Origin of the sequence: Paenibacillus sp. FSL M7-0896 (assembly GCF_037975415.1) — a bacterium.
GTDB lineage: Bacteria > Bacillota > Bacilli > Paenibacillales > Paenibacillaceae > Paenibacillus_AQ > Paenibacillus_AQ silagei.
Map to the genome: position 1 here is coordinate 2038183 of NZ_CP150250.1, position 24680 is coordinate 2062862.

General features: G+C 51.5%; 26 protein-coding genes and 2 tRNA genes. 22 read left to right on the top strand and 6 right to left on the bottom strand.

Features of this window, described 5'->3' with window-relative positions:
• Window positions 1-91 precede the first annotated feature (91 nt).
• The 5 genes from polA (at window position 92) to MKY12_RS08565 (ending at window position 5707) form a co-directional block, all read left to right on the top strand.
• The gene (gene polA / locus MKY12_RS08545) at window positions 92-2764 is read left to right on the top strand and encodes a DNA polymerase I (protein ID WP_339313440.1); all 2673 of its coding nucleotides are present in this window, start codon (window positions 92-94) and stop codon (window positions 2762-2764) included.
• Between the two features lie 51 nt (window positions 2765-2815).
• Window positions 2816-3658, top strand: a complete 843-nt coding sequence (gene mutM / locus MKY12_RS08550) for a DNA-formamidopyrimidine glycosylase (protein ID WP_339257406.1) — start codon at window positions 2816-2818, stop codon at window positions 3656-3658.
• 178 nt (window positions 3659-3836) lie between these two features.
• A complete protein-coding gene (gene ytaF / locus MKY12_RS08555) occupies window positions 3837-4538 on the top strand; it encodes a sporulation membrane protein YtaF (RefSeq protein WP_036725560.1) in 702 nt (233 codons plus the stop codon).
• 9 nt (window positions 4539-4547) lie between these two features.
• Entirely contained in the window at window positions 4548-5144 is a 597-nt protein-coding gene (gene coaE / locus MKY12_RS08560) for a dephospho-CoA kinase (RefSeq protein ID WP_339313441.1), read from the top strand.
• Window positions 5144-5707, top strand: a complete 564-nt coding sequence (locus MKY12_RS08565) for a lytic transglycosylase domain-containing protein (protein WP_339314825.1) — start codon at window positions 5144-5146, stop codon at window positions 5705-5707. Before coaE ends, MKY12_RS08565 begins: the two co-directional genes overlap by 1 nt.
• A 101-nt stretch (window positions 5708-5808) precedes the next feature.
• Here the strand turns inward: MKY12_RS08565 and MKY12_RS08570 are convergent, their stop codons facing one another.
• Complete coding sequence (locus MKY12_RS08570) at window positions 5809-6027, bottom strand: alpha/beta-type small acid-soluble spore protein (RefSeq protein WP_036695868.1); 219 nt, start codon at window positions 6025-6027, stop codon at window positions 5809-5811.
• Between the two features lie 165 nt (window positions 6028-6192).
• On the opposite strand from MKY12_RS08570, the gene nrdR reads away from it, so the two are divergent.
• The 10 genes from nrdR (at window position 6193) to MKY12_RS08620 (ending at window position 10793) form a co-directional block, all read left to right on the top strand.
• Entirely contained in the window at window positions 6193-6666 is a 474-nt protein-coding gene (gene nrdR, locus MKY12_RS08575) for a transcriptional regulator NrdR (RefSeq protein ID WP_036725557.1), read from the top strand.
• 251 nt (window positions 6667-6917) lie between these two features.
• Window positions 6918-6993, top strand: a tRNA-Ala gene (locus MKY12_RS08580).
• Between the two features lie 9 nt (window positions 6994-7002).
• Window positions 7003-7075, top strand: a tRNA-Lys gene (locus tag MKY12_RS08585).
• Between the two features lie 172 nt (window positions 7076-7247).
• Entirely contained in the window at window positions 7248-7601 is a 354-nt protein-coding gene (locus MKY12_RS08590) for a helix-turn-helix transcriptional regulator (RefSeq protein ID WP_339313442.1), read from the top strand.
• Window positions 7601-8359: an ImmA/IrrE family metallo-endopeptidase gene (locus MKY12_RS08595; protein WP_339313443.1), complete on the top strand. Its 759-nt coding sequence runs from the start codon at window positions 7601-7603 to the stop codon at window positions 8357-8359. The genes MKY12_RS08590 and MKY12_RS08595 overlap by 1 nt, the downstream gene beginning before the upstream one ends.
• 203 nt (window positions 8360-8562) lie before the next feature.
• Window positions 8563-8745: a hypothetical protein gene (locus tag MKY12_RS08600; RefSeq protein WP_339313444.1), complete on the top strand. Its 183-nt coding sequence runs from the start codon at window positions 8563-8565 to the stop codon at window positions 8743-8745.
• Window positions 8732-8986: a hypothetical protein gene (locus MKY12_RS08605; RefSeq protein ID WP_339313445.1), complete on the top strand. Its 255-nt coding sequence runs from the start codon at window positions 8732-8734 to the stop codon at window positions 8984-8986. The genes MKY12_RS08600 and MKY12_RS08605 overlap by 14 nt, the downstream gene beginning before the upstream one ends.
• Before the next feature lie 27 nt (window positions 8987-9013).
• On the top strand, window positions 9014-9493 hold the full coding sequence (locus tag MKY12_RS08610) for a hypothetical protein (protein ID WP_339313447.1): 480 nt from the start codon (window positions 9014-9016) through the stop codon (window positions 9491-9493).
• 214 nt (window positions 9494-9707) lie between these two features.
• On the top strand, window positions 9708-10301 hold the full coding sequence (locus tag MKY12_RS08615) for a TetR/AcrR family transcriptional regulator (protein WP_339313448.1): 594 nt from the start codon (window positions 9708-9710) through the stop codon (window positions 10299-10301).
• Between the two features lie 39 nt (window positions 10302-10340).
• Window positions 10341-10793: a DoxX family protein gene (locus MKY12_RS08620; RefSeq protein WP_339313449.1), complete on the top strand. Its 453-nt coding sequence runs from the start codon at window positions 10341-10343 to the stop codon at window positions 10791-10793.
• On the opposite strand, the gene MKY12_RS08625 is transcribed toward MKY12_RS08620, so the two are convergent.
• Window positions 10790-11671 carry a LysR family transcriptional regulator gene (locus MKY12_RS08625; RefSeq protein ID WP_339313450.1) on the bottom strand — a complete coding sequence of 294 codons (882 nt, stop codon included), beginning with the start codon at window positions 11669-11671 and terminating at the stop codon, window positions 10790-10792. The two genes, MKY12_RS08620 and MKY12_RS08625, sit on opposite strands and share 4 nt — an antisense overlap.
• Before the next feature lie 110 nt (window positions 11672-11781).
• Here MKY12_RS08625 and MKY12_RS08630 point away from each other — a divergent pair, with 110 nt between their 5' ends.
• From MKY12_RS08630 to MKY12_RS08645, 4 genes are all read left to right on the top strand, one after another.
• Complete coding sequence (locus tag MKY12_RS08630) at window positions 11782-12168, top strand: tautomerase family protein (protein ID WP_339313451.1); 387 nt, start codon at window positions 11782-11784, stop codon at window positions 12166-12168.
• A 29-nt stretch (window positions 12169-12197) separates the two neighbouring features.
• On the top strand, window positions 12198-12524 hold the full coding sequence (locus MKY12_RS08635; protein WP_339313452.1) for a carboxymuconolactone decarboxylase family protein: 327 nt from the start codon (window positions 12198-12200) through the stop codon (window positions 12522-12524).
• Between the two features lie 322 nt (window positions 12525-12846).
• Entirely contained in the window at window positions 12847-17556 is a 4710-nt protein-coding gene (locus MKY12_RS08640; RefSeq protein ID WP_339313453.1) for an Ig-like domain-containing protein, read from the top strand.
• Window positions 17557-17679: 123 nt separating this feature from the next.
• Window positions 17680-17901, top strand: coding sequence for a hypothetical protein (locus tag MKY12_RS08645; RefSeq protein ID WP_339313454.1), 222 nt, complete (start codon window positions 17680-17682; stop codon window positions 17899-17901).
• 23 nt (window positions 17902-17924) lie between these two features.
• Here the strand turns inward: MKY12_RS08645 and MKY12_RS08650 are convergent, their stop codons facing one another.
• From MKY12_RS08650 to MKY12_RS08665, 4 genes are all read right to left on the bottom strand, one after another.
• Window positions 17925-19232, bottom strand: a complete 1308-nt coding sequence (locus tag MKY12_RS08650; protein WP_339313455.1) for a TerD family protein — start codon at window positions 19230-19232, stop codon at window positions 17925-17927.
• A gap of 55 nt (window positions 19233-19287) precedes the next feature.
• Window positions 19288-19851 carry a hypothetical protein gene (locus MKY12_RS08655; RefSeq protein WP_339313456.1) on the bottom strand — a complete coding sequence of 188 codons (564 nt, stop codon included), beginning with the start codon at window positions 19849-19851 and terminating at the stop codon, window positions 19288-19290.
• A 139-nt stretch (window positions 19852-19990) separates the two neighbouring features.
• The gene (locus tag MKY12_RS08660) at window positions 19991-21373 is read right to left on the bottom strand and encodes a HAMP domain-containing sensor histidine kinase (protein ID WP_339313457.1); all 1383 of its coding nucleotides are present in this window, start codon (window positions 21371-21373) and stop codon (window positions 19991-19993) included.
• Window positions 21373-22086: a response regulator transcription factor gene (locus MKY12_RS08665; protein ID WP_339313458.1), complete on the bottom strand. Its 714-nt coding sequence runs from the start codon at window positions 22084-22086 to the stop codon at window positions 21373-21375. Before MKY12_RS08665 ends, MKY12_RS08660 begins: the two co-directional genes overlap by 1 nt.
• Before the next feature lie 164 nt (window positions 22087-22250).
• On the opposite strand from MKY12_RS08665, the gene MKY12_RS08670 reads away from it, so the two are divergent.
• The 3 genes from MKY12_RS08670 to MKY12_RS08680 are packed head-to-tail and all read left to right on the top strand — an operon-like array spanning window position 22251 to window position 24655.
• Window positions 22251-23168 carry an ABC transporter ATP-binding protein gene (locus MKY12_RS08670; protein WP_339313459.1) on the top strand — a complete coding sequence of 306 codons (918 nt, stop codon included), beginning with the start codon at window positions 22251-22253 and terminating at the stop codon, window positions 23166-23168.
• Complete coding sequence (locus tag MKY12_RS08675) at window positions 23168-23917, top strand: ABC transporter permease (RefSeq protein WP_339314827.1); 750 nt, start codon at window positions 23168-23170, stop codon at window positions 23915-23917. Before MKY12_RS08670 ends, MKY12_RS08675 begins: the two co-directional genes overlap by 1 nt.
• Before the next feature lie 12 nt (window positions 23918-23929).
• Window positions 23930-24655, top strand: a complete 726-nt coding sequence (locus MKY12_RS08680) for an ABC transporter permease (RefSeq protein WP_339313460.1) — start codon at window positions 23930-23932, stop codon at window positions 24653-24655.
• Window positions 24656-24680 lie beyond the last annotated feature (25 nt).

Here is a 24680-nt window from a genome sequence, read left to right on the forward strand (position 1 = left end):
AAAGCGGCGATTCGTGGCAGAGCCATTTCGTCTTGGTGCGGAGCATATGTTACTATGTAAGGAGAAAGCAAGAAAAAGGCGAGGTGCTAGTGTGGACAAGCTGATACTCATTGATGGAAATAATATCATTTACCGGGCGTTCTTCGCCATGCCGCCGCTGACGAATACAGCGGGACAACAGACGAATGCGGTATACGGTTTCACGACGATGCTGCTGCGTCTGCTGGAGGAGCATAAACCGACACATATGATTGTGGCCTTCGACGCGGGGAAGATTACCTTCCGGCATGAAGGCTATGAGGAGTATAAAGGCGGGCGCCAGAAGACCCCGCCGGAGCTGTCCGAGCAGTTCCCGCTGCTCAAGGAGCTGCTGAAGGGTCTGGGGGTTCCGCAATTCGAGATTGCAGGCTACGAGGCTGACGATATTATCGGCACCATCTCCAGGGAAGCGGATGCCGCCGGCCGTCAGGTGATGATTGTGTCCGGGGATAAGGATATGCTGCAGCTGGCTTCCGAACATACCACCATAGCGCTGGTGCGCAAGGGAGTTACGGAAGTGGAACTTTACGGACCTAAGCAGATCCGTGACAAATATGATCTCACCCCAGAGCAGATCATTGATCTGAAGGGGCTGATGGGCGATGCCAGCGACAATATTCCCGGGGTGCCGGGAGTCGGGGAGAAGACAGCGCTTAAGCTGCTCCAGCAGTTCGGATCGGTGGAGGGCGTGCTGGCCGGAACCGGTGAGCTGAAGGGCAAGATGAAAGAGAAGCTGGAAGAGCACGCGGACAGCGCCGTCATGAGCAAAAAGTTGGCGACGATCTACCGCGAGGTTTCGCTTGAGCATACGTGGGAGGATATGGTCTTCAGCGGGATTAACACAGACACGGCTGGGCCGGCGCTCGCCAAGCTGGAATTCCGCTCGCTGCTGGAGCGCCTGTCGCTGAGCGCCTATTCACATGCGGCGGACGGCAGCCTGACGGGTTCCCCCGTGGTGGAAGCCGCAGAGCTTAATATTACAATTGTTGACGAAGCCGGAATAGGCGAGCTGGTTCAGGCACTGCCGGGCATCTCCGCCCTGCATGTGGAATCTAACGGGGAGAACCCGCACCGTGCCGAAGTGATCGGTCTCGGGCTGTCTTCGCCGGAGCAGCATTATTTTGTGCCTTTTGCCCTGCTGAAGAGTAAGGCGGCAGCACCCCTGCGTGACTGGCTCGGTGACGGGCAGGCGCCGAAGAGCGGGTATGATCTGCACCGTGCCGATCTGGCGCTGCATTGGCAGGGGATTGCTTTTGCCGGAGCCGCTAACGATGTTCAGCTTGCCGCCTACCTGCTGGACCCGACCGAAGCCAGCCAGAATCTGAATGACCTGACCACGAAATACGGCCTGCCCCGCTTGTCGCCGGATGAGGATGTCTTCGGCAAAGGGGCCAAATATAGAATTCCTGAGCTTAAGATTCTCGGTGAGCATGTCGCCCGCAAGAGTGCAACCGTGCTTGGCATTGTGCAGAAGCAGCAGGAGGAGCTGGACAAGACGGACATGACCCGCCTGTTCCAGGACCTGGAGATGCCGCTGTCGCGGATTCTCGCCGATATGGAGAAGCAGGGCATTGCTGTTAACAAGGATGATCTCGTCCAGCTCGGCAGGGAATTTGAAGCCCAGATCTCCCGGCTGGTCACTGAGATCTACTCCGCTTGCGGAACCGAATTCAATCTTAATTCTCCGAAGCAGCTGGGCGAGGTTCTGTTCGTGAAGCTCGGTCTGCCGGTCGTGAAGAAGACGAAGACCGGGTATTCGACGGATGCCGAGGTGCTGGAAAAGCTTGCGCCTTATCATGACGCTGTGCGCCTGATTCTGCAATACCGTACCATTGCCAAGCTGCAATCCACGTATGTGGAAGGCCTGATGAAGGAAATCTCGCCGGAGACCGGCAAGGTACACACCTTTTACCGGCAGACGATTGCGGCCACGGGCCGGCTCAGCAGCCAGTTCCCGAACCTGCAGAACATTCCAATCCGGCTCGAAGAGGGCCGCAAGATCCGTAAGGTGTTCGTGCCCTCCGAGCCGGGCTGGTCGATTCTGGCGGCGGATTACTCGCAGATCGAGCTGCGTGTGCTGGCGCATATCTCAGGTGATGAGCGGATGAAGGAAGCTTTTGTCGAGGATATGGATATTCATACCAAGACTGCGATGGACGTATTCGGCGTCCCTGCGGAGAGTGTGGACAGTAACATGCGCCGCTCCGCCAAAGCAGTTAACTTCGGGATTGTGTACGGCATCAGCGATTACGGGCTGTCTCAGAACCTGAACATTCCGCGTAAGGAAGCGGCCCGGTTCATTGAGCAGTATTTCGAGGTGTTCCAAGGTGTGCGCCGTTACATGGATGATATCGTAGTCGAGGCCCGTAAGCAGGGGTATGTGACTACGCTGCTGGAGCGGCGCCGTTATCTGCCGGAGATCAATGCGAAGAACTTCAATCTTCGGTCCTTCGCAGAACGTACGGCGATGAATACGCCGATTCAGGGAACCGCTGCGGATATTATCAAGCTGGCCATGGTTCATATGGACAAGGCGCTGCATGAGCGCGGCCTGAAGAGCCGGATGCTGCTCCAGGTACACGATGAGTTAGTATTCGAGGTGCCGGAGGAGGAGCTGGAGCAAATGAAGCAGCTGCTGCCCGAGGTGATGGCCGGAGCGCTGCAGCTGTCTGTTCCGCTGAAGGCAGAGGTAAGTTATGGCAGCAACTGGTACGAAGCGAAATAGGCTCCCCGCACATGGCAGATATCCGGTATAATGGAGTGGAGGTGAGCCATGATGCCGGAATTGCCGGAAGTCGAAACAGTCAGAAGAACACTTAATGAGTTAATTACAGGCAAGCAGATAGAGCATGTCACCGTCCGGCTGCCGCGGATCATTCAGCGCCCGGATGATATTCAGGCCTTTGCCCATATGCTGGCAGGCCATACAGTGGTAACGGTTGAGCGCAGAGGCAAGTTCCTGCGTTTCGTATTTGACGGGCTGGTGATGGTCTCCCATCTGCGGATGGAGGGCCGTTACGGGGTGTACCGTGAGGGCGAGCTGCTGGACAAGCATACGCATGTTATTTTCCATTTCACAGATGGGACGGAGCTGCGTTATACGGATGTGCGCCAATTCGGGACGATGCATCTATTCCAGCCGGGAGAGGATCTGCAGCTGAAGCCGCTGAACAAGCTGGGGCAGGAGCCGCTGGATGCCGATTTCACGCTGGAACGGTTCAAGGAGATTGTCGTTAAGCGGAGCACCAAGATCAAGCCGCTGCTGCTCAATCAGGAATATATAGTAGGTATCGGCAATATTTATGTAGATGAGTCCCTGCACCGTGCAGGCATCCACCCGGAGGAGACCGCGAAGTCCCTCTCGGAGGATCAGCTGGCCAGACTGCATCATGCTATTGTCGCAACACTGACGGAAGCAGTGAATGCCGGAGGCTCCTCCGTGAAGTCATATGTCAACGGCCAGGGGGAGAGCGGGAGCTACCAGGATCAGCACAAGATCTACGGACGCAAGGATCAGCCGTGTGCCACCTGCGGCACGCTGATTGAGAAGAGTGTGGTCGGCGGACGGGGAACGCATTATTGTCCCAGCTGCCAGCCGGTACCTGTACTGATTCTGTAATATTTATTTAGAGTCAGCGCCGCATTTACAGCCCGTTTCCAGGCTAGTTACATCTGAGTTATAACCGTTATGTATAAAGGCAGGCACTTCCTGCCCGTCCCGCCCATATAATGTGTGAAGATTGCTGATTATGGCGAAACGGAGCTCCGGCTCCGGTTCTTCACGGGAGGGATTGCGGGTGCTTAGCCCATTGTTGTCACTGCTGTTGCTTGCGTTTGCGCTTAGTCTGGATGGATTTGGTGTAGGCATTACATATGGACTGCGTAAAATGAAAATTCCCCTGCTCTCCATTATCATTATCTCGCTCTGTTCAGGGGTCGTCATTTATGGTTCTATGCAGGTCGGCGTGCTGCTGGCAAAGGTAGTCTCCCCGAATGCCGCTTCCAGTGTCGGAGCGGTTATTCTCGTCTTAATGGGCTGCTGGTCCCTGTTCCAGATGCTGACACAGAAGGAGAAGGAGCAGGAAGAGGCTGCGCCCGGGCAGGAGATCAGGAGGGAGACGGCTGCTGCCGCACAGAGTGCTGAGGCAGAGCTGAAGCCGGCTGTATTCTCGCTGGAGCTTCGCCATCTGGGCGTGGTTATACAGATTCTCCGCACGCCGTCTTCCGCTGATATGGATGCCTCTGGAAGCATCTCCTCCATGGAAGCCATGATCCTGGGGATCGCGTTGTCGCTGGATGCCTTCGGTGCCGGTCTCGGTGCGGCACTACTCGGATTCAGCCCGTGGTCCACCTCGCTGATGATCGCTGTATTCAGCGGGACCTTTCTGCTGATGGGAATGAAGACAGGACTGAGATTATCTGGCAGCTACTGGATGAAGCATGCGGCTGCGCTGCCCGCGATATTATTAATTGTAATGGGTATAATGAAGTTATTATGAGGTGAGTACATGATTATAGGCTTAACCGGAGGCATCGCTTCGGGAAAAAGCACCGTCTCTGCACTGTTTGTCCGCAAGGGAGCTGCGCTGGTGGATGCCGATGTCATCGCCAGAGAGGTGATGCTCCCCGGACATCCGGTATTGGCGGCAGCGGTGGAGGCTTTTGGAGACCGCATTCTGCTGCCTGACGGTTCGCTGGACCGGGCGGGTCTTGGCGAGATCGTCTTCCGGGACCCGGAGGCGCTCAAGACACTGAATAACCTGACCCATCCGGCAATCCGCAGGGAGATCAAGGACAGAATGTATGCGCTTGAACAGGAGAATCCGCAACGGCTGGTCATTGTGGACATTCCGCTGCTCTACGAATCAGAGCTGGATTCCTTGTTTGATCAGATTATTGTGGTCTATGTTCCGAGGAGGGTGCAGCTAGCCCGCCTCATGGAGCGCAGCGGAATGAAGCTGGAACAGGCTGAGGACCGGCTGAGGTCCCAGATAGATATTGAACTGAAGCGCAGGAAAGCGAATTATGTGATCGACAATAGCGGTGATCCTGAATCTGCCGAGCTTCAGGTTGGACGTCTGTGGGACAGGCTGGGCCTGATATGATGAAGTGGCTTCGCAAAAAAAGAGTCCTGCTGCTGCTGTTCATCGGCTTTACCGCGATCCTGTTTCTCGGCTCCAACTGGATGTCATGGTTTTATCCCATTTATTATAAAGCAGAGATCCGCCAGCACAGCCAGACGTATGAGATGGACCCGTTCCTGGTGGCGTCCATCATCCGTGTGGAGACCAATTATAAGACCGGCCGCGAATCCAAAAAAGGCGCACTGGGGCTCATGCAGCTCATGCCGGATACCGCCAAGTGGGCGCTCGAAAAGGCCAAGCTCCCCGACGTGTCGCTGGAGCGGCTGAAGCAAGAGCCCTCCTCCAATATTGAACTGGGCACCTGGTATTTGTCTACGCTGTCCAAGCAGTTCGACGGCAACCGTATAGCGGTCATAGCCGCCTATAATGCCGGGCCTGGTAAGGTGCAGAGCTGGTTGGATGAAGGGCAATGGGACGGAACAGAAGCCTCTGTGAAGGACATTCCGTTCGGTGAGACGCGTCACTACGTGCAGCGTGTAATTTATTATTATGATCAATACACCGAGCTCTACAGTGAGTTCTAGGGTGCTTGTTACTTCTGCTGCTGTTATGTAAAAAGAAGCATCAAACGGCCGGAGGCCGTTCGATACTTCTTAGGCAAGCTTATGTCGCGCTTAGCAGGTTATTATTTGTACTGACCTGCCAACTGCTGTTCAGCCAGGGTTACAAGACGTTTAGTGATGTAACCACCGATCGAACCGTTTTCGTAAGAAGTTTTATTGCCTTGGTATCCGTCTGGGGAGAGGGTGATACCTAGTTCCTGGGCAACTTCATATTTCAGTTGTTCCAAGGCACCGCGTGAGTTTGGAGCTACCAGGTTATTGGAGTTGTTATTTTGGCTCATTGCTGTTCACCTCCTATCGGTTGGTAACTGTATTATGTGCCGGACATGTCAGATTCATAACAACAAATAAACGGTGTTTTCTGGAAATTAAATGATGCCCGCATAGCCCTTGTGTATCAAGGGACGAGGCCTAACCATTCTAATGATGAGGAAGTGAAGAAGCTTATGAAATGTCCTTACTGCGACCACACCAATACCAAGGTCCTGGACTCGCGCCCTGCCAACGAGAATAAGTCCATTCGCCGCAGGCGGGAATGCGAGCTGTGCAGCCGTCGTTTCACCACCTTCGAGATGATTGAAGAGACCCCCCTGATTGTGATCAAAAAAGGCGGCAGCCGTGAAGAGTTCAGCCGTGATAAAATCCTCCGTGGCCTGATCCGTGCCTGCGAGAAGCGTCCGGTCCCTGTAGAGCGCCTGGAGGTCATCGTATCTGAGGTGGAGAAAAGCCTGCGCGGCATCGCTCTCGCCGAGATCGAGAGCCGCCAGATCGGCGAGCTGGTCATGGAGCAGCTCTACCCTGTCGACGAGGTAGCCTACGTCCGCTTCGCGTCCGTGTACCGCCAGTTCAAGGACATTAACATGTTCATGAAGGAACTGAAGGGACTGCTGTCCAAGACTGAGGAGCTGGACGGGCTGTAAGCTTCGCCGTTTAGAAGTGAAGGATTCGATTGGGGTAGTGGGGCTGGCCTTGAGGTTGAGAGGTCAGTTCCCGGGTGGAGCGTCTTGTATCAAAATTAATTTCGGAAAAGTGTTGACACTGAAAGCAGATTTCTGTATTATATAGAAGTCGCCTACGAAACACATTGATGAATAAGCGACCTGAGCTTCTCGCTCAGATCAGATTTTAGAATACATAATGTAATTCTAAATTGGCAAAATTGTAAAAATATGGGGCCATAGCTCAGCTGGGAGAGCGCATCGCTGGCAGCGATGAGGTCAGGGGTTCGATCCCCCTTGGCTCCACCAATTTCATACGGACTCTTAGCTCAGTTGGTAGAGCAGTAGACTCTTAATCTATTTGTCCAGGGTTCGAGCCCCTGAGAGTCCATCACATGAAGAACGGCAGAGATGCCGTTCTTTTTTTGCTTTTAATAAGATGTTTATAAATTTTGTAGACGGTTAATATATAATTTGTATTCGTCTACACATCGAATTTATTTTGACGTATAATAAATACAGACATTGATGTCGTGACATTTCTAGTTGGGGGTATGCTTCGGATGGCTAATGAAATGAATCAGGCGGCAATTGTGAAGGTGAAATCATGGATGGCGGAGAACGGCAGGTCCATTCAGTGGCTTGCTGATCAAATCAAGGTTAGCAAGGCTTTGATGGGGCATATTCTAAGCGGTGAGCGTCAGTTCCTGCCTAAACGTATGGTGCAAGTCGCCGGTGTGATGGGAATTACTATAGAACAATTACTGGCTCCTGAACAAGCGGAAGAAAAGGAATATACCCTAAGTTTACGGGGAAATGCGGATTCGCGAATTGCTAAACGGCATTTGAATATTTTACTGACTGCTATTCAGAATAGCCGTCATTTGGAAAAGGAATATGTGGAGGTCGGACGATAATGCCCTCCATAAAACAGCAGTCTGAACAAATGGGTGAAAACTTTGCATATGAAGTGCTGACTGAACAGATTGGAGCGCTAACCTTTATTGGGTCGGGAGTCGAAGAAAAATTGCGGGAACATGCCTCTGTGATTTATCAAAATATCCCGGACCCTCTTTTTTTTGGTGCTACTGTTAGTTTTGACGATGATAAATATGTAATGCTTAATACTTATCAGCCATTGAGAACCCGTTATTATACTGCTGCACATGAGCTTTGGCATGTTCTGAATTTTGAACAACTATTACCTCAGCAGCTGGATGTCGAACGGGCAGCAGATCGATTTGCAGCGGCTCTCATGATGCCTAGGCAGATTATTCGATTGGTATGGCCGAAGCTTAAGAAGAAGTTCAAAGAGCCGAAAGCTATTTTGATGATTGCAGATATGGCTTCTGTCCCATATGAGGCTGTTGCCAGACGAGTGAATGAATTAGAGCTGCCTATCTCTACAGAAGTATTGAAGCTGACGGATACAGAATGGAAAGAGCAGCGCAGTGCGTCTTCATTGCCAACCAGTCCGTTTGATGAAGCGTACATCGAGGAGTCTTTTGAAAGATATACTAATGTTGTTGCATCTGTTCTTGAGCAAGGGAAGCTCTCATCCTTAGAGGCGGCTAACCTCTTGGCGCATATCGCTCCAGAGCAAGCCAGGGAATATCAGGAGGCCGCATTAACGCTGATGACGACTACTGAAGCCTCAGAGGATAAGGAAGAATGACGAGGCGCAATGCACATGTGTTTATTGATGCCAATATTATTAATTTCGCTTTGACTTTTTAAGTTTGTGTATAATCAGGACCCTGATCATAAAGGGCAGATTAAGCTGTCAACACTCGATGCAAGATTAAGTGTTTTGAGAGATTCTTAGTTTGCTTTTAATATAATACCTTGTGTATGACTTATAGGAGGCTGAAATAAGGTATGTCTTTGCCAAAAAGAATGGACAAACAATCCGATACAATCGAAGTTGAAGATGATTATTCAATTGACGATATCCTTGAATCCGCAGGTATGCTGACCCCTAACGAAGCAAAAGAACTGTCCCATAAGGTTCGGAGAATGCGAGAGAAGAGAGGAGTTGAAAAAGGGGATGAGAAGTGCTAAAGAAGCCGAGAACTTTCCATACGGAGCGAGTACCATTTGTTATTTTGAGGTGGATGAAAGGGGTAACGTATCGCAGGTTCATCATAAAAATAAGTCAGATAGACTAAAGATTCTGGAGATATATAATAGGGTTATGAGCAAAGAAACAACTTTGTATGCTGTGTGGCCAGGTAGATGGAGTAGTGATTTGTTTATCATTGATGATCTTGATGCTTTTGCAAAGGCATTCGATTTGATTTAACTGATTTGGACACTAGGGGAGAGTCCGATGACCATGAATGAACAAGCCAGATTATTCAAAGTAACCTTAAGCGATTGGAACGGTGCGGTGCGTGGTCGGCCTACCCGGAAGATTGCAATTTCTGCAAAGGCATCGCTGTACGATCTTGCGGCAGTTACGATTGAATCTTTTGATTTTGATCTGGATCATGCCTTTGGATTCTATGATAATCTCAAAAACTGGACACGCTCTGATGAAGGCTATGAATCATTTGCTGATGTGGGGGCGGGGGATAGGTTTCCTGGAGTGCATAAAGCGAAAATCAGTAAAGTCTTTCATACCCCCAAACAAAAGATGCTGCTCCTATTTGATTATGGCGATGAGTGGAGAATGATTGTTCAATATCTGGGAGAGACTGAAGTGAAGCCGGGACAAAAACTGCCTATGGTCACGGAGATCGAGGGAGAGACACCGGATCAATATGGCGGCTTTGATGAAGATGAAGACGAAGAGGATGAAGAGGCATAACTGGAAATAAGATCCAGATCGGACAGGTATTAAAATCACGGGTGCGGGAGCCGGAGAAATGATGGAGGAATTAATCCACGTTATCCGGAACATTCCGAACCTTTTTTTATTTACACACTAATTTACAAACCAACGGTCGGTATGTATAATCAACAGTAATCATATTTTAAATTAACCCAATCTTAACTATGTAAGGCAGAAGAGGAGAATAGCAATGAAGAACGCAGACCGGCGGAAGCAGACCATCCGGCAGTTGTTGGATGCAACGAAAGAATTGCTGCGGGACAAGAGCTGTCATGCCATCACCTTAAAGGATATTATGGAGCAATCGCAATTATCTAAGGGTGCGATATTCCATTATGTAAAGAGTAAGGATGAGATTTTTGCCTGGGTGCTGGAGGAGCGTCTTGACGCTGTGAATGATCGTTTTGAGGAGGAAGTAAGAGGCAGCATTGATAAAAGCTTCGACGGGCCGATGCATGCCATCGCCAGAAGTCTTGCCGGATTGGAAGATAGCCATGAAGCGACTAACAAGGTGCTTCTATACCTGCTGGGCAAGGAGAATGAACCGGCGGTAGCGGAGGTGCTTGAGCATTTTCATGAGCGGTCGGTGTCGGTCTCCAGGCAGTGGATTATCACGGGGCAAAAGTACGGGGTGATTAAAGAAACGGTGAACCCTGATGAGACGGCGGAGCTGTTCGTTCTGCTGTCACTGGGTCTGCGTGTGCGGGCATCCCTGCGTTCCTCTTCCGGGACCCTTTCTGCGAAAGAAATATCCGGTTTTATGGCTGGTATTCTGAAGAATTGAGATGAAGCAATATGAAGTAACAAGAAGGGGAGAGGTTAAATGGTTCCTTTTATCGCGCTTATAGCATCCTTTTTACTGTTCCGGGGAATAGGTCTACTAGGCTTGACGTATTGGAATGACTGGCAAACCGCCCTTCAGTGGGCTGTAGCTGTCATGCTGCTTCTCGGAGCTTCTGCCCACTGGGGACGGCGGCGGCCGGATTTGGTCAGAATGGTGCCGCCTGTTTTTCCAATGAAGGAGTGGATTGTGACGGTTACCGGAATACTGGAGATTGCCGGAGCTATAGGTATCCTGCTGCCCGCTTTCTCAGCAACTGCTTCTGTATGCCTGATCTTGCTTCTTATGGCCATGCTCCCCGCCAATATCTATGCAGCACGCATGAATATGACAATCGGGGGCAAGCCTGTGCCGAAATTAGCGGTCCGCGTAGGGATTCAGCTCATTTTTATCACTGCGGTACTGTTTGCATCCTCGTTACTCCACCTGCCTTAATCGTGAATAGACTCCAGCTCCTCTTTTACAAATTGCATCAAAAGCTTCTTGGATGAGGAGAGATACTCATCGTTGCGTGATTGCAGCAGGCCTACGGGAATGGAGGCTTCCTTCAGCGTGACCTGGAGTCTCACCACATTCGGTGGTAACGGCGTAGATTCGAGGACGGCTCCTACAAAATCGATTTGCTGGACGAAGCCCGCAATGGCAGAGATTTGACTTACGGTATGCAGAAAGGGAGTTTCGGTGTACCGGGAGAACTGCTTCGATAATTGGGAATGATATAGACAGGTAGCTCCCCCGGCAATGATTGGATAACCAAGCAATTCCTCGAAAGCGATCTCATCTTTTGCGGCCAAAGGGTGGTTGTTCCCTGCGATAAAAGATATCCGCTCCTGATACAAGGGTTCGAAGTGATACGAAGATAGGTCAACAGGCTCTCCACAGATGGCAAAATCCAATTGATTCTGAAGCAGGGCATGTGAGAGCGAAGCGGTGTTACCGATCACAAAATGGCAGGATACATTAGGCTTATGCTCCATGAACCGCAGCAGTGATTTTGGTAGTATCTGCTCTGTCAATGATTCCAGCCCTCCGATCCTGAGCGTACCGATCTCCTCTTTTTGCAGAGCTTTTGCCTGGTCCGCAACATAGTTCCAATGTCGGATCAGACTGTCGATCTCAGCGGCAAATATTCGCCCCGAAGCTGTAAGCTCAGAATCCCAGCCCCGTTTGAACAGCTTGATGCCCAGTTCCTTTTCCAGACGTTGAACCTGATTGGTGATTGTGGATTGTGCGTAGTTCAGTTTGGCGGCTGCTTTAGAGAAGTTTCCTTCTTGCAGGATGGTTTGAAATGTAGTTAGTTCTTTTAGGTCCATTAGCAGATATCTCCATCGGGTAATTTGAATTTATGTATCATTTAATTCAATTATACAGAATAAGAGGCGGGGAGTACAATGAAGTTACACTAGTAAAGGAGTGAAATGACATGCCTTTTGTCAGAGTCAGTTACTTGGAGAACAAATACGATGACCAACAGCTGCCTATCATTAGCCGCGAAATTATGAGTGCTCTAAGGGAATATTTTAACGTGCCGCAAGATGATTTCTTTCAAGTCTACCATGCCCATAAAGCAAGCGAATTTTATTACAGTCCGAATTATTTAAATATAGAGCGAACGGATGGGCTGCTCTATATTCAGATTACGCTCAAATCCGGGAGAAGCAAGGAGCAGAAAAGGGGCTTTTACAGCAAGCTGGCCGAGACGTTGTCGAGCACACTGGGCATCAGGAAAGAAGACGTCTTCGTCGTGCTGGTCGATACAGAATTCGAGGACTGGACGTTTGGCAATGGCATCGCACAGATGATTGAATGAATGTTCATTTAAGGAAGAGAGGTGTTGGAATGAAGCATCGGAAAATTGCATCGAATGCTCTTGAAGCATTTGGAGACATTGCTCCTTCGTTCGCGCGTTATTCGGAGGAGGTGCTCTTTGGGGAGGTATGGAGAAGGGAGCAGTTATCGCTTCGGGAACGCAGTCTCCTGACGATATCGGCCCTGGTTGCCGGTGGACTTACCGAGCAGTTACCCTTTCATATCCGTCTGGCCCTAGAGAACGGTCTATCCGAAGAAGAATTGATCGAGGCAATGACTCACCTCGCCTTTTATGGAGGTTGGCCGCGTGCCGCATCGGCGATACAGGTTGCCAAGGGGATTTTCGAGGAAATATAACCACAATTGCGCATGTGAGCGAAAGCTCCGTGCGCTTTTTTTGGTTTAGACAATTTTTTTGATAAGAGGTTAGAAAATCGCTGTTTTTTCATTTTTTTAGAGCTATACCCCAATTAGGTCCTGATGAATCGGTTTTTGTCGAGAATTGTTAAGAGTTTGTTTAGAGCTGTCTGCTAGAATGGGCGCAGAGATGAAATTTCTAAGGGGGCAGATGCTAGACTCCAGCAGAACTTGCAATATAGCGTACAGGATGAATGAACAAGGGGGAACGATACATTTGTTTAAGGGTAAGGGATTGAAAAAATATTTCTCGTTGTTACTCGTGATCAGCTTGGTTTGGACCGGAGCCTTTCCGGTATATGCGGGTTCAACAGACAATGGTGAGGCAAGCTGGGTGAATGTCGGTCCGCTGCCAGACGACATCAACGTAAACGGAGTTGCTATTGGCTCAGATACATTAGTTGCGGTGGGGAAAGCAGGAAAAATTGTTACCGCAGGCGGAACTTCGACATGGGCTGTTCGTAGTTCTGGGGTAGCCGAGGATTTGAATAGCATTATTCATAAAGGCGCAGGCGGCGAATTCGTTGCAGTCGGTGACAATGGGATCCTCCTAACGTCAACAGATGGCGTATCCTGGACACCCTCCGATGGATCCTTCGGTATGAACTGGAATGGAGTCAGTTACGGCGATGGAACAATAGTTCTAGTCGGCGATTCAGGAATGATTATGATCAAAAATGACAATCGCCCTGACTGGGAGATCGTATTCTCAGCCACTAATGAGAATCTGAACGCTGTGGCTTACGGTAACGGTAAGTTTGTAGCGGTGGGTGATAACGGTACAGTGGTAATGTCCAAAGATGGATCTGATTGGACCAAGGTGACAAGTAAAACAACCAACAAATTGAACGGAATCACCTTTGGCGGCGGAATGTTCGTAGCGGTTGGTGCGTCTGGAACTATTATTACCTCTCCGGAAAGTTCGAAAGGCGCAGCAAAGGTCCTTGAATCGAAAGTGAACCTGAATGGAATAACTTTCGGAAACAGCGTATTTATGGCCGCAGGAGATAGCGGGAAAGTGTTCTCCACTACCGATCTGGGGCAAACGTGGAAGCCTGAGACTACAAACGCAACTGCTAATCTTAACGGCATTGTATTTTATCAAGTTCTTAATCAATTTATTGCAGCGGGTGATTCCGGAGAGATCATTATGTCTTATGTCGTTCCCAACATTCCGCGGGTGCTCAGTTTGACTCCAGGGAATGATGAGACCGATGTAGAAGTAAATGCAAATCTGGAGATCATGTTTAATCAGCCGGTAGAGGCGGGAACTGAAAATATTTATATTTTCAAGGCTGCGGATACATCTACCCCGGTTGAAACCATCCCGGCGGATGACGCCAGCAGAGTAACAGTAAATCCAGCTACCAATACGGTAACGATTAATCCGGGTAAGGATTTTGATGCAGGGGCTAAATATGCCGTTACAGTTGACGAGAATGCTTTCACTAACGGTGCAAGCGGAAATGCAGCAATCGCAGCGGCTGAGTGGAGTTTCACGACAGTTGCCGGACCAGGAGATACGGAAGCTCCGACTGTAAGTGATTATTTTCCTGTGCCAGGGGCGGTAGGAGTAGCCATTGACACAAATCTGACGCTCACTTTCAGTGAGGATGTAACGACAGATAGCGGCAACATTGTGATTTATGACAGTATGGACGAAGGAAACCTAATGGTAATTCCGGTTAACTCAGAGAATGTCACGGTTAAGGATAACGTGGTAACCATTGTTCCGTATAAAGTTTTTAAAAACAGTACTACGTACTTTGTAAACATCGATGAAGGAGCTTTCAAAGATCTATCAGACAATGCTAACTATTATGAAGGTATCTCGGACAAGGACACCTGGAAGTTCACAACAGAAGAGGCGCCAGATACTGCACCGCCTGTGGTGAGTGGTTTTTCTCCTAAAGATGGAGTAACGAATGAAGAGATTGGCACCAACCTTACTCTTACCTTTAATGAGGATGTACAGAAGGGTGAAGGCCGAATTAAGATAATCAACAGCACGAACAGCGAAGTTCCTCCTGTGACGATCCCTGTTGGTTCTGATGAAGTAATCATTGACGGAAAAGTTGTAACGATTAACCCCGAGGCTGATCTGGATTATGGTGCAAGCTATTATGTCCAGATTGATAATGGTACATTTACGGATATGTCGGGCAACAGCTATGCCGGTATCACTAACAATATAACCTGGCGCTTTAGTACCACCAGCGAACCGGATACGACCGCGCCAATCGTAAGCACATACTCCCCGGAGAATGGGGCAACAGAGGTAGCTATCGGAACTAACCTGGAGCTTGCTTTTAGCGAGAATGTACAAGCAGGGGAAGGCAGTATTGTTATCTACAACAACTCGTCTGACCAAATAGCGGCTACCATTGCTGCGAAGGACGTAAGCATTCTGAACAATGTAGTCACGATTAACCCGGCTGACAATCTGGAATATGGTACAAGCTACCATGTACAGATTAGCGGAGATGCTTTCGCAGATCTATCCGGCAACTTGTACTCCGGTATCGCAGACGACACCACGTGGCACTTCACCACAACGGCTGCGCCGGATACTACAGCGCCAACTGTGACTGCATATTCCCCTGTACAAGGGGCAGAAGGTGTAGCGGCAACTACCCCATTGAGTCTAACCTTCAGTGAGAGTGTACAGGCAGGGGCAGGCAATATTGTGATTTACAACAGTGCGAATCAAGAACCAGTGGCGAATATTCACGCCATTTCCACGAACGTAACCATTGAGGACAATGTGGTGACCATTCATCCGGCAGATGCTCTGAAGTATGGAACAACCTACAATGTACGAATTGGAAGCGGGGCCTTCCAAGATTTAGCAGGCAATAGTTACGCCGGAATCAAGGACAGCACCACGTGGCAGTTCACAACCACAGATGCGCCGGATCGGATCTCACCAACGGTGATTACGTATTCGCCGGAGCCATGGGCCACAGAAGTGGCAGTTAACGCGAATCTGGTCCTTACCTTCAGCGAAAATGTACGGGCAGCGGCGGGTACTATTGAGATTTTCCGCAGCTTAGATGATAATCATCCGGTCTTGACGATTCCAACACTTTCGGACATGGTAACGATCCTGAACAATGTCGTAACCATCAATCCGGCGGATAACCTGGAGCATGGAACGAGTTATTTTGTACGGGTTACAGAGGGAGCATTTACAGATAACGCGGGCAACAGCTATGCCGGCATTACAGGTATCAACGCCTGGCGGTTTGTGACTACCAGTGCGCCGGATACAGCAGCCCCGGTAGTGACATCTTACAGTCCGGCAGGTAATGCAACGCACGTACCTGTATCGGCTGTACTCACATTGACTTTTAACGAGAATATACTTGCGGGAAAAGGCAATATTGAGATTGTAAATGCAGAGAATGGTGAAGTCGTTAAGTCGATTAAAGCGGACGACAAGACGCTAGTTTCGATTGCGAACTCAACCGTCAGCATCAACACGAACGGCCTGCTGAAGCAGGGCGGCAGCTATTACGTGCTTATACAACCGGGTGCTTTTACAGATGAAGCAGGTAACAGTTATGCAGGACTTGCGGATAGTAAGCTCTGGAGCTTCGCAACAGTTCCTGTTCCAGTCACGCCAACTGAATCTCCTACACCGGCACCGGGCGGCGGTTCAGGATCAGGGGGAGGAGCACCGGCTCCGGTTCCAACACCAAGTCCTCAGACAGAAAGTATTAACGCAAACGTTGAAAACGGGGCTGCTCAAGGCTCCATGGTATCCTCCGTTGTCATTACCCGCACCAAGGATGCGAACGGCGTGAAGAGTGATACTCTTACGTTCACATTGGAGCAGGCGATCCGGGCAGTCAATGAGCTTAAGGCGGCCGGGTCCAATATTGCCAGAATCATCGTGCCTGATAAGAATGATGAAGTTGCCGGAACCAGACTGACCATTCCAGCAGCTTCCAGTAAGCAATTTGCTGATAATCAGATCATGCTGGATCTATTCACAGTGAATGCTGAGGTGAAGGTGCCGGGCAGCTCAATGGCTGGATTCGGTACAGATATTTATTTCAACCTCGTTCCACTGAAGACATCACAGCAGAGCGCAGAGGTTGAAGCACTTGCCAAAGCACAGGTGCAGAGTGTATCCCGCGGTGCGACAGTTACGTTAGTAAGCCGTCCTGTAACGATTGAGACCAATCTGCAGAGCCGTCCGGTTACACTGGTATTGCCGCTTGGCAACTCTTCGTTAACGGCGGAGCAACTGAAGGCACTGGCGGTCTTCATCGAGCACAGCGACGGCACCAAAGAATTGGTCAAGGGAGAGATCGTACCTTTCGGCCAGACCGGAAAGTCGGGCATTCAATTTAGCATCAGCAAATTTAGTACCTTTACCGTTGTACTTGCACAAGATCCTGCGGTACAGGTGAAGGCGTATATGACGGGTTATGCCGATGGTACCTTCAAGCCAGGCAACAGCATTACCCGGGCAGAAGCGGCCAGCATCATTGCCCGCACTTTCAGCCAGTCCGCAGTCACTGCTGGTGTAGCGTATTCCGATGTTCCTGCCGGACACTGGGCGGCAGAAGCAATCGGTCAAGTGACGCGAAGCGGCATGATGAAAGGTTACACGGACGGCAGCTTCAAGCCGAACCAGACGATTACCAGAGCTGAGATGGCGACCCTTCTATCGCGCCTGATTACAAGCAGCGAAGGCCAATCGGCCGGCTTCAGCGATATTGCCGGACACTGGGCACAGGCCGCGATTGAGCGGATGTCCCAGGCAGGCATGATTACCGGCTATCAGGACGGAACATTCCGTCCAGACCAGACGTTAACACGTGCGGAAGCCGTAACCATCATCAACCGTGCTCTGAAGATCGCTCCTCTGACCAGCGCAGCCCAGAAATGGGCAGATGTCCCGGCAAGCTACTGGGCATTCGGCAGCATCCAGGCAGCATCTGTAGATCATACTGCGGAATAAAAAATCACGTAACAAACAGCCCTTCCATCCGTCTTTGACGGGGAAGGGTTGTTTTGTGTGCGGCTGAAGCTATAGGCTGCCACGAGAGCACGTGGCCCCAATGTAATCGAAAAACCGACCACATTGGGCCGGCGTGGAGCGAGTGGGCCCAATGTAATCGAAAAACCGACCACATTGGGCCAGCGTGGAGCGAGTGGGCCCAATGTAATCGAAAAACCGACCACATTGGGCCAGCGTGAGGCGAGTGAGTCCAATGTGGTCGAAAAACCGACCACATTGGTCCGGCAGAAGGTGGCTCAGCGCTATCGGCCATATCACCCGCCCGCCAGGGGACGTTGTTCCTGATTATGCTGGCCGCTACTTACTCCCTATTTACTCCCCAACTCCCAACGCAGATTCCAGTGATAACGCTGGTCCAGCTCCTCGTGCCCGCTGAAATACTCTACAAGCCGTTCCACGCTGAAGCTCCCGTCTGGCTGGCTGCGCAGCATGGCGATGGCGCACATTCCCTTATCGTTGTTATGCTCGTCCAGCTGCACCTTAATCTCCGGCCCGCCCTGCTGGCTGATGGTTATAACGGCGCCGGCTTGCGACCAGTTCGTAACACCTTCATAGATAAAAGCAAAGATGACGATCCGGCTGATCTCGGACAGGTGATGGCCGTTAATCCGCAGATTCTCGCCTGTGGCGATGGAGCCGGTGCGGTCATCCCCGTCTAGGAGGATGTAGGGCGGCCGGTTCAAGCTGCCGAACGATTCGCCGAGCGCCTGGACCGTACCCTTAAGGCCGTTCTTCAGCTCGAACAGACAGCCGAGGTCCAGGTCAATGCCTCTGCTTCCGAACCACCCGGAGGATGGAGTCTGAAGCCAGTTAAGATTGATAAGAATCTCTCCTGCGGCTCCTGCTCCCTGCTGGAGACGGAGGGTCTCCCCGTGCCGCTTGAGTACGATGGTGTCCGGGTTCAAGGGCGAAGCGGAAGGAGTGGCTGGTGCTGCGGGAGGCAATGAATCGACCGGCTTAGGCCGTGACCGCAGCTCCGGAAGAACAAAGGGGGAGTTGCGGGCAGGTTCGGCTGTTCTGGAAGCTTGAACAACGGGCAGGATGTCCTTGACCTGTATTCCGTAGCTGTGGCAGAGCGCGGCTAAGCCTCCCGCATAACCGGAGCCGACCGCGCTGAATTTCCATTCGTTCTGATATCTGTAGATCTCCCCTGCCACAATGGCAGTCTCCACGGAATAACCGCCGCCCAGGCGGTACTGGAGGAGCTCCGTTCCATCCGCAGCGTTCATAATGCGCAGATAGGGATCGGAGAGCAGCGAGAAGCTCTGCTGTCTTGATTCCGCCTCATAGATCGTCAGGGCAAAGGCAATCCGCTCAACCTCCGCAGGAATTAGACTAAGCTCTACAGCAATTTGTGTATCGTCAGCGGGTCCGCTATGGATTCGTTGCGCGGGCGGCAATATCACTACAGACTGGTCCGGGGCCGCAGGATTGCCATAGAAAATAAGATCCTTCTCTGTTGCAACCTTCTGCGACGCGGTAAGTAAAAAAACGGAGAAATCAATCTCGACCCCAGACCTTGCCTCATTCCAGCCCATGCCTACGATGATGCGGCCGAGTAGAGGATTGTCTTTGGTTAAGCTGCATTTTTGCCCCTTGATAAGCTCAAGTGTCATGAGTACCAGCCTTTCCTATGAGTAGTTCAAGCATGTATAAGTGCGGGTGGCAGACTCAGAATCTGTCCCGGCTTCCGGCATCCAGATTGGGACCATTCAGATCCGTCAGGCGCTCCAGGGATTGCTCGTAGATCCGTACAATATCCTGAATCTTCTGGAACTCGGGGTCCGAGGGGCCCAGGTTGTCCATGAACATGCGCTGTAGAATTTCTTGGTAAAAGGAGATACGGCTCCCCACCAGCTTGCCTTCGTAGTCAATGACCTCTTCAATCGAGTGCTGCTGAACGAATTCCATCAGGTCGTCTGCAGGATTACCGCGTGACTCGCGTTCATTGCGTGCGGCAACCGGCGCGCTGACATTATCCAGATTGACCGTGGAGCGTATGTCGGTGAACAGAATCCCTTCCTTGGCCAGCATCACCTGAAAAGGCTTGTGCTTGAACAGCTCCTGCGCAACCAGCGTGCACATTGCCTGATTCCTCAGCAGCATCCCGTCAAACGGATGTAGCACCCACCCGCTGTCATCCCGGAACAGGTTGAATGTAAAATATTCACCTCCATACTCATATCTCAAGTTGATCGCTGTCTCAGATGTAAGCTCGTATTGAAATGCATCCATTCTATTGCGCGCCTCCTGCTTCTACTTTGGATTTCTATTAGCATAGCAGAAAATGGGGAATCTTGGAGAGAGGATTTTAGCCTAAATGGAAGAACCTCTTGCGCCGCAAGAGGCTCTTCCATTCGCTGTCCATCCGTCTTCACGCCAAAGGGGGAAACTGCAGGGTGGCCCGCAGTCCATGGCCGGTGTTGCTCTCCAGAACAAGCTTGCCCTTATGGGCTTCGGCAATGCGGGCGACCATCGGAAGGCCAAGCCCGTGGCCCTGCCGGACGGGGAGGGTCCGCTTCCCGGAGTAAGGCAGCAGGACCAGCTCCGGCAAGTGCTCCGCCGGAACTCCCTGACCATTGTCCGATACGGATAATGCGAAACAGGAGTCTTCCCCGCTGCGGAGGATGCTAATCTCAATCCGGCACCCATCCGGGTTATGCCGGATGCTGTTCTGGACCAGATTGCTTACTGCACGGTAGAGCAGCTTCTCATCTCCCATCACCTGCAGGCGCTCGTCCACAATGCACAGGTCCAGTGAATAACGCTCCTCCAGGCCGTTATTAATGAAGTCGGATACCACGGTCCGGGCCAGAGCGGATAAGCGTACCGGTTTAAGCTGCAACGGTTGCATGTCATACTCCAGCATCGAGACGAGATTCAAATCGCTGACCAGCGACCTTAGCTGCTCGCCTTGGCGGCGGATGATGGCAGCCTGCTGGCGTTGCTCTCCGGTCAGGTTGTCTTGTTCCTCCAGATTGCTCGCGTAGCCAAGGATCATCGAGAGCGGGGTGCGGATGTCATGGGAGATCCCGGCGATCCAGTTGGAGCGGGCTTCATCCCGGGATTTCAGCTGCGAGCTCCTGGTCTGCAGGGTAGCGGAAGCCGAATTAATGCTCTCGGACAAATCACTGAAGAGTCCGGCAGTCTCCAGGTTAACCGGCTTGTCTTTGGCCAGGGCATGAATGCTGTTGATCAGGGGCCGGATATTGCGGATCAGCCGGGTGCCGATGAACAAGGAGAGGGCAACGGCCAGTACCACATTGCAGATCAGGAGCAGCAGCACTCTTAAGGGAAGGGAGCGCAGCCAGTCCGTCATGTATCCGAGCTGATATTTTTCATATGAATATTTAGGATAGCCTACGACAATAAGTCCTTCTGGATGCTCCCAGATATACACAGGATATTCCAGCAAGTAGTAGCGTGAGAACTTCGCCACCTCTACGATGTTGTAAGCGTGCGGAATCTCCGGCGGCAGCTGCTCACTCCATGTCACCTTGCCTTCCGCGTTCAGCAGCATAGCCCAGGCCCGGTTCTGCTGAAGCAGGGCACCCTCCTTGGGATTAAGGGAATACTTGCCGTCAGACCCTTGCAGAGCTGAAGATATCTCCCGCACAACCTTTTCCGGTGAAGCCTCCTGATGCGTTTCCTTGAAGATCAGGGAACCCAGCAGAATCAGATTGAACAGGAGCAGAAGCGTAGAGACCAGCAGGGTAGAACCTACGAATTTGCGTAAAATACGGACCGCGCTGTCCATTAGAGCGCCTCCTGCACCAAGAGCTTATACCCAAGCCCTCTGACCGTCAGCAATTGTACCGGCTTCGAGGGATCGGCTTCGATCTTCTCGCGGATACGCCGCATATGCACCATTAAGGTATTCTCATACCCGTAGCTGTCATCTCCCCATACCGCCAGGCAGAGAGCATCGCTGGTCACAATCCGGCCGCGGTTCTCATAGAGCTTGACCAGAATGGCGTGCTCTTTAGCCGTCAGAGGCAGCTCCTGGCCGTCTCTTCGTACCACAGCGCTGTTCAGATCCACCACCTGCTCACCTGACCTGAAGACAGGCAGCCGTTCTGGAATCGGCGAGGCATATACTCGCTTCAGCACAGCGCTCAGACGCAGCATTAACTCCCTCGGCAGAAAAGGCTTGACGATATAATCGTCGGCTCCCAGGCCCAGCCCCAGCAAGCGGTCCTCATCTTCGCCCCGTGCCGACAGGAAGAGTACCGGCATATCGGAGAAGGTTCGTATGGCGGAGAGGAGCGAGAACCCGTCCCCATCCGGCAGCATCACATCGAGAATGGCGATATCCGGCTTCTCCTGGCGGCACATGGCGAGGGCACTGCTATAATCGCCAGCCGCATAGATGCGGTAATACCCTTCTTTTCGTAAAAAGAGCTCGATCATCTCACGTATTTTCGGCTCGTCCTCAACGATTATTATTTTGCGGTTCTTCATGTTATTCAATCGTCATCACCCATGAATTAGTATACACGATCAGGCGGTGAAGAATGGGAGGTGCCGGTGTATTTAAGGTAGGCGTAAGGTTATCTTCAGCCTGGAGCAAGAGAAGGCCTCTATGCTGGGAAGCAAGAGCCAACTTGAGAGAAATGGAGCTGAACTGAAAACCTATGAACACTCATCCTATTATCGAGACAAGACAATTAACCAAAACCTATGGGGGAACGCCCCGGGTGGATCAAGTAAATCTGAAGGTGCAGCAGGGAGAGATCTTCGGCTTCCTCGGTCCGAATGGAGCAGGGAAGACGACTACGCTCAAGATGCTGCTGGGACTGGTGCAACCCACCCAAGGAACCGTTAAGCTGTTCGGCCAAGAGCTGCGGAGCCACCGGCTGGAGATTCTGAACCGGACGGGTTCGCTGATCGAGTCGCCTTCCTATTACGGACATCTGACGGGCCTTGAGAATCTGAGAGTTATGCAGCGGCTGCGCAGCCTGCCTGCCAAAAATATTGATAAGGTATTGCAGATTGTCCGGCTGGATAATCACCGGCACAAGCCTGCCGGGCAGTATTCACTCGGAATGAAGCAGCGCCTGGGTCTGGCTATGGCCTTGCTGGCTTTCCCGAGTCTGCTGATTCTGGACGAGCCTACGAATGGGCTCGATCCTGCGGGGATCGGAGAGATCCGGGAGCTGATTAAATCCTTGCCTGCCCAGTATGACATGACGATTGTGGTATCCAGCCACCTGTTGTCGGAGATTGAGCAGACTGCTACATCGGTTGGCATCATCAGTGACGGCAAGCTGCTGTTCCAGGGGGCGATGGCTGCGCTTCAGGCGCAGAACCGGGCGGCGGTTCACTTTCGGATCGATGATCCCGCCCGGGCAGTCCGGATACTGTCGGAGCACGGGTATAGGCCCATAATGCAGGAGCGGCAGCTGGTGTTCAGCGCCATGCCGGACTCTGAGGTGGCCCGGGTCAATGAGATTCTGGTGTCCGGCCAGATTGCTGTGAGCCGGATCGTGGAGTCGAGGAAGAGTCTGGAGGATATCTTCCTGGATCTTACCGGAAAGGAGCGGAGCCTGTGATGAAAGCCTTGTTCCTGGAATACTACAAAATCCGGCGGAGAAAGGTATGGGCGATGCTGACCCTCTTTCTGGCCGCCGAGCTGGGCTGGGCGGCCATGTCCATGAGCATCTCGATCTCGCGGAGTGCGGACAATGCTACCTGGGAAGCGCTGATTTTCAGCCTCTCGTCCATGAACGGGCTGTTCCTGCCGATTCTGTCGGCGATTGTGGTGTCAAGGATTTGCGACATGGAGCATAAAGGGGATACCTGGAAAATGCTGATGACTACTTCTGTCGGACGCCAGACGGTGTATGCCGCCAAATTCGTCTGTGCCGGAAGTCTGATCCTTTACGGCATTCTGGCCCAGGTTGTTTTTATTGCCGGCTTCGGTATGTTCCATAGACTCGCAGAACCGCTTCCGGCAGGCCTGCTGCTGCAGTTTACTGCGGGTACTCTGATTGCCAGTCTGCTGATTATTGCGATGCAGCAATGGATATCGCTGGCGGTGAAGAATCAGGCATTTGCCCTGTGTCTTGGCATGCTGGGCGGGTTCCTGGGGACGACCGCAAGCTTGTTCCCTGCCGCTGTCCGTCAGTTAGTCGTCTGGTCTTATTATTTGGATCTCAGTCCGGTGACTTATGTGTATAAGGCTTCATCAGGAACCTATATTACCGGAAGCATGCCTCTGATTCAGTTAAGTGCAGCTCTGATACTGACACTGGTTCTGTATGTTGCCGGGAATACCCATGTCTCCAAACAATCGGTCTAAGGAGGAGAACTTATGCTTAGAAGTGTTGCTGCCGAATGGCCCAAGCTGCGCCGCTCGCGGATGGGACTGGTGCTGGTCAGTCTGCCTGTGGTCAGCCTGATGATCGGCTGTGCTAATTTTGTGATGAACCGGGAGGCCTTACAGGGAGAATGGTATAGTCTATGGACTCAGGTAAGCTTATTTTATGGAGAGTTCTTCCTGCCGATTCTGATTGCCATCTGCTGCGCGTTTGTCTGCCGGCTGGAGCATGTGAACCGGAACTGGAACATGATCCTGGCTGCTCCGGTATCCATAACCAGTCTCTTTATAGCCAAGCTTGTTATTGTGGGCGTGCTGATTGCCGGAGCGCAGACGCTATTCCTTCTAATGTATTGGGCGGCAGGACAGATGCTGTCTTTGACGGGGGCATTTCCAAAGGACATCATCCTGTGGACCGTGCGCGGCTGGGTGGCTTCGCTGAGTATTGCTGCCCTGCAGCTCGGCTTGTCCATCCGTATCCGCAGCTTTGCCACACCCATCGGAATCAGTCTATGTGCGGTTTTTGTCGGGCTGGGCCTGTATGTGCTCAAGCTGGGGCTGCTGTTCCCATATTCGCTGCTGACCATTGGCATGGGCGTGCTTACCCAGCGCGGACTGACGGCTATGGAGAATCTGCTATTCTTCCTTATGAATGGAGTGTACCTCGTAGTTCTGTCAGTCTGGTCAATCCGCAGATTGAGATATAAGGATGTAGGCTGATGCGTGGCGGGCAGGTGTAGAAGCA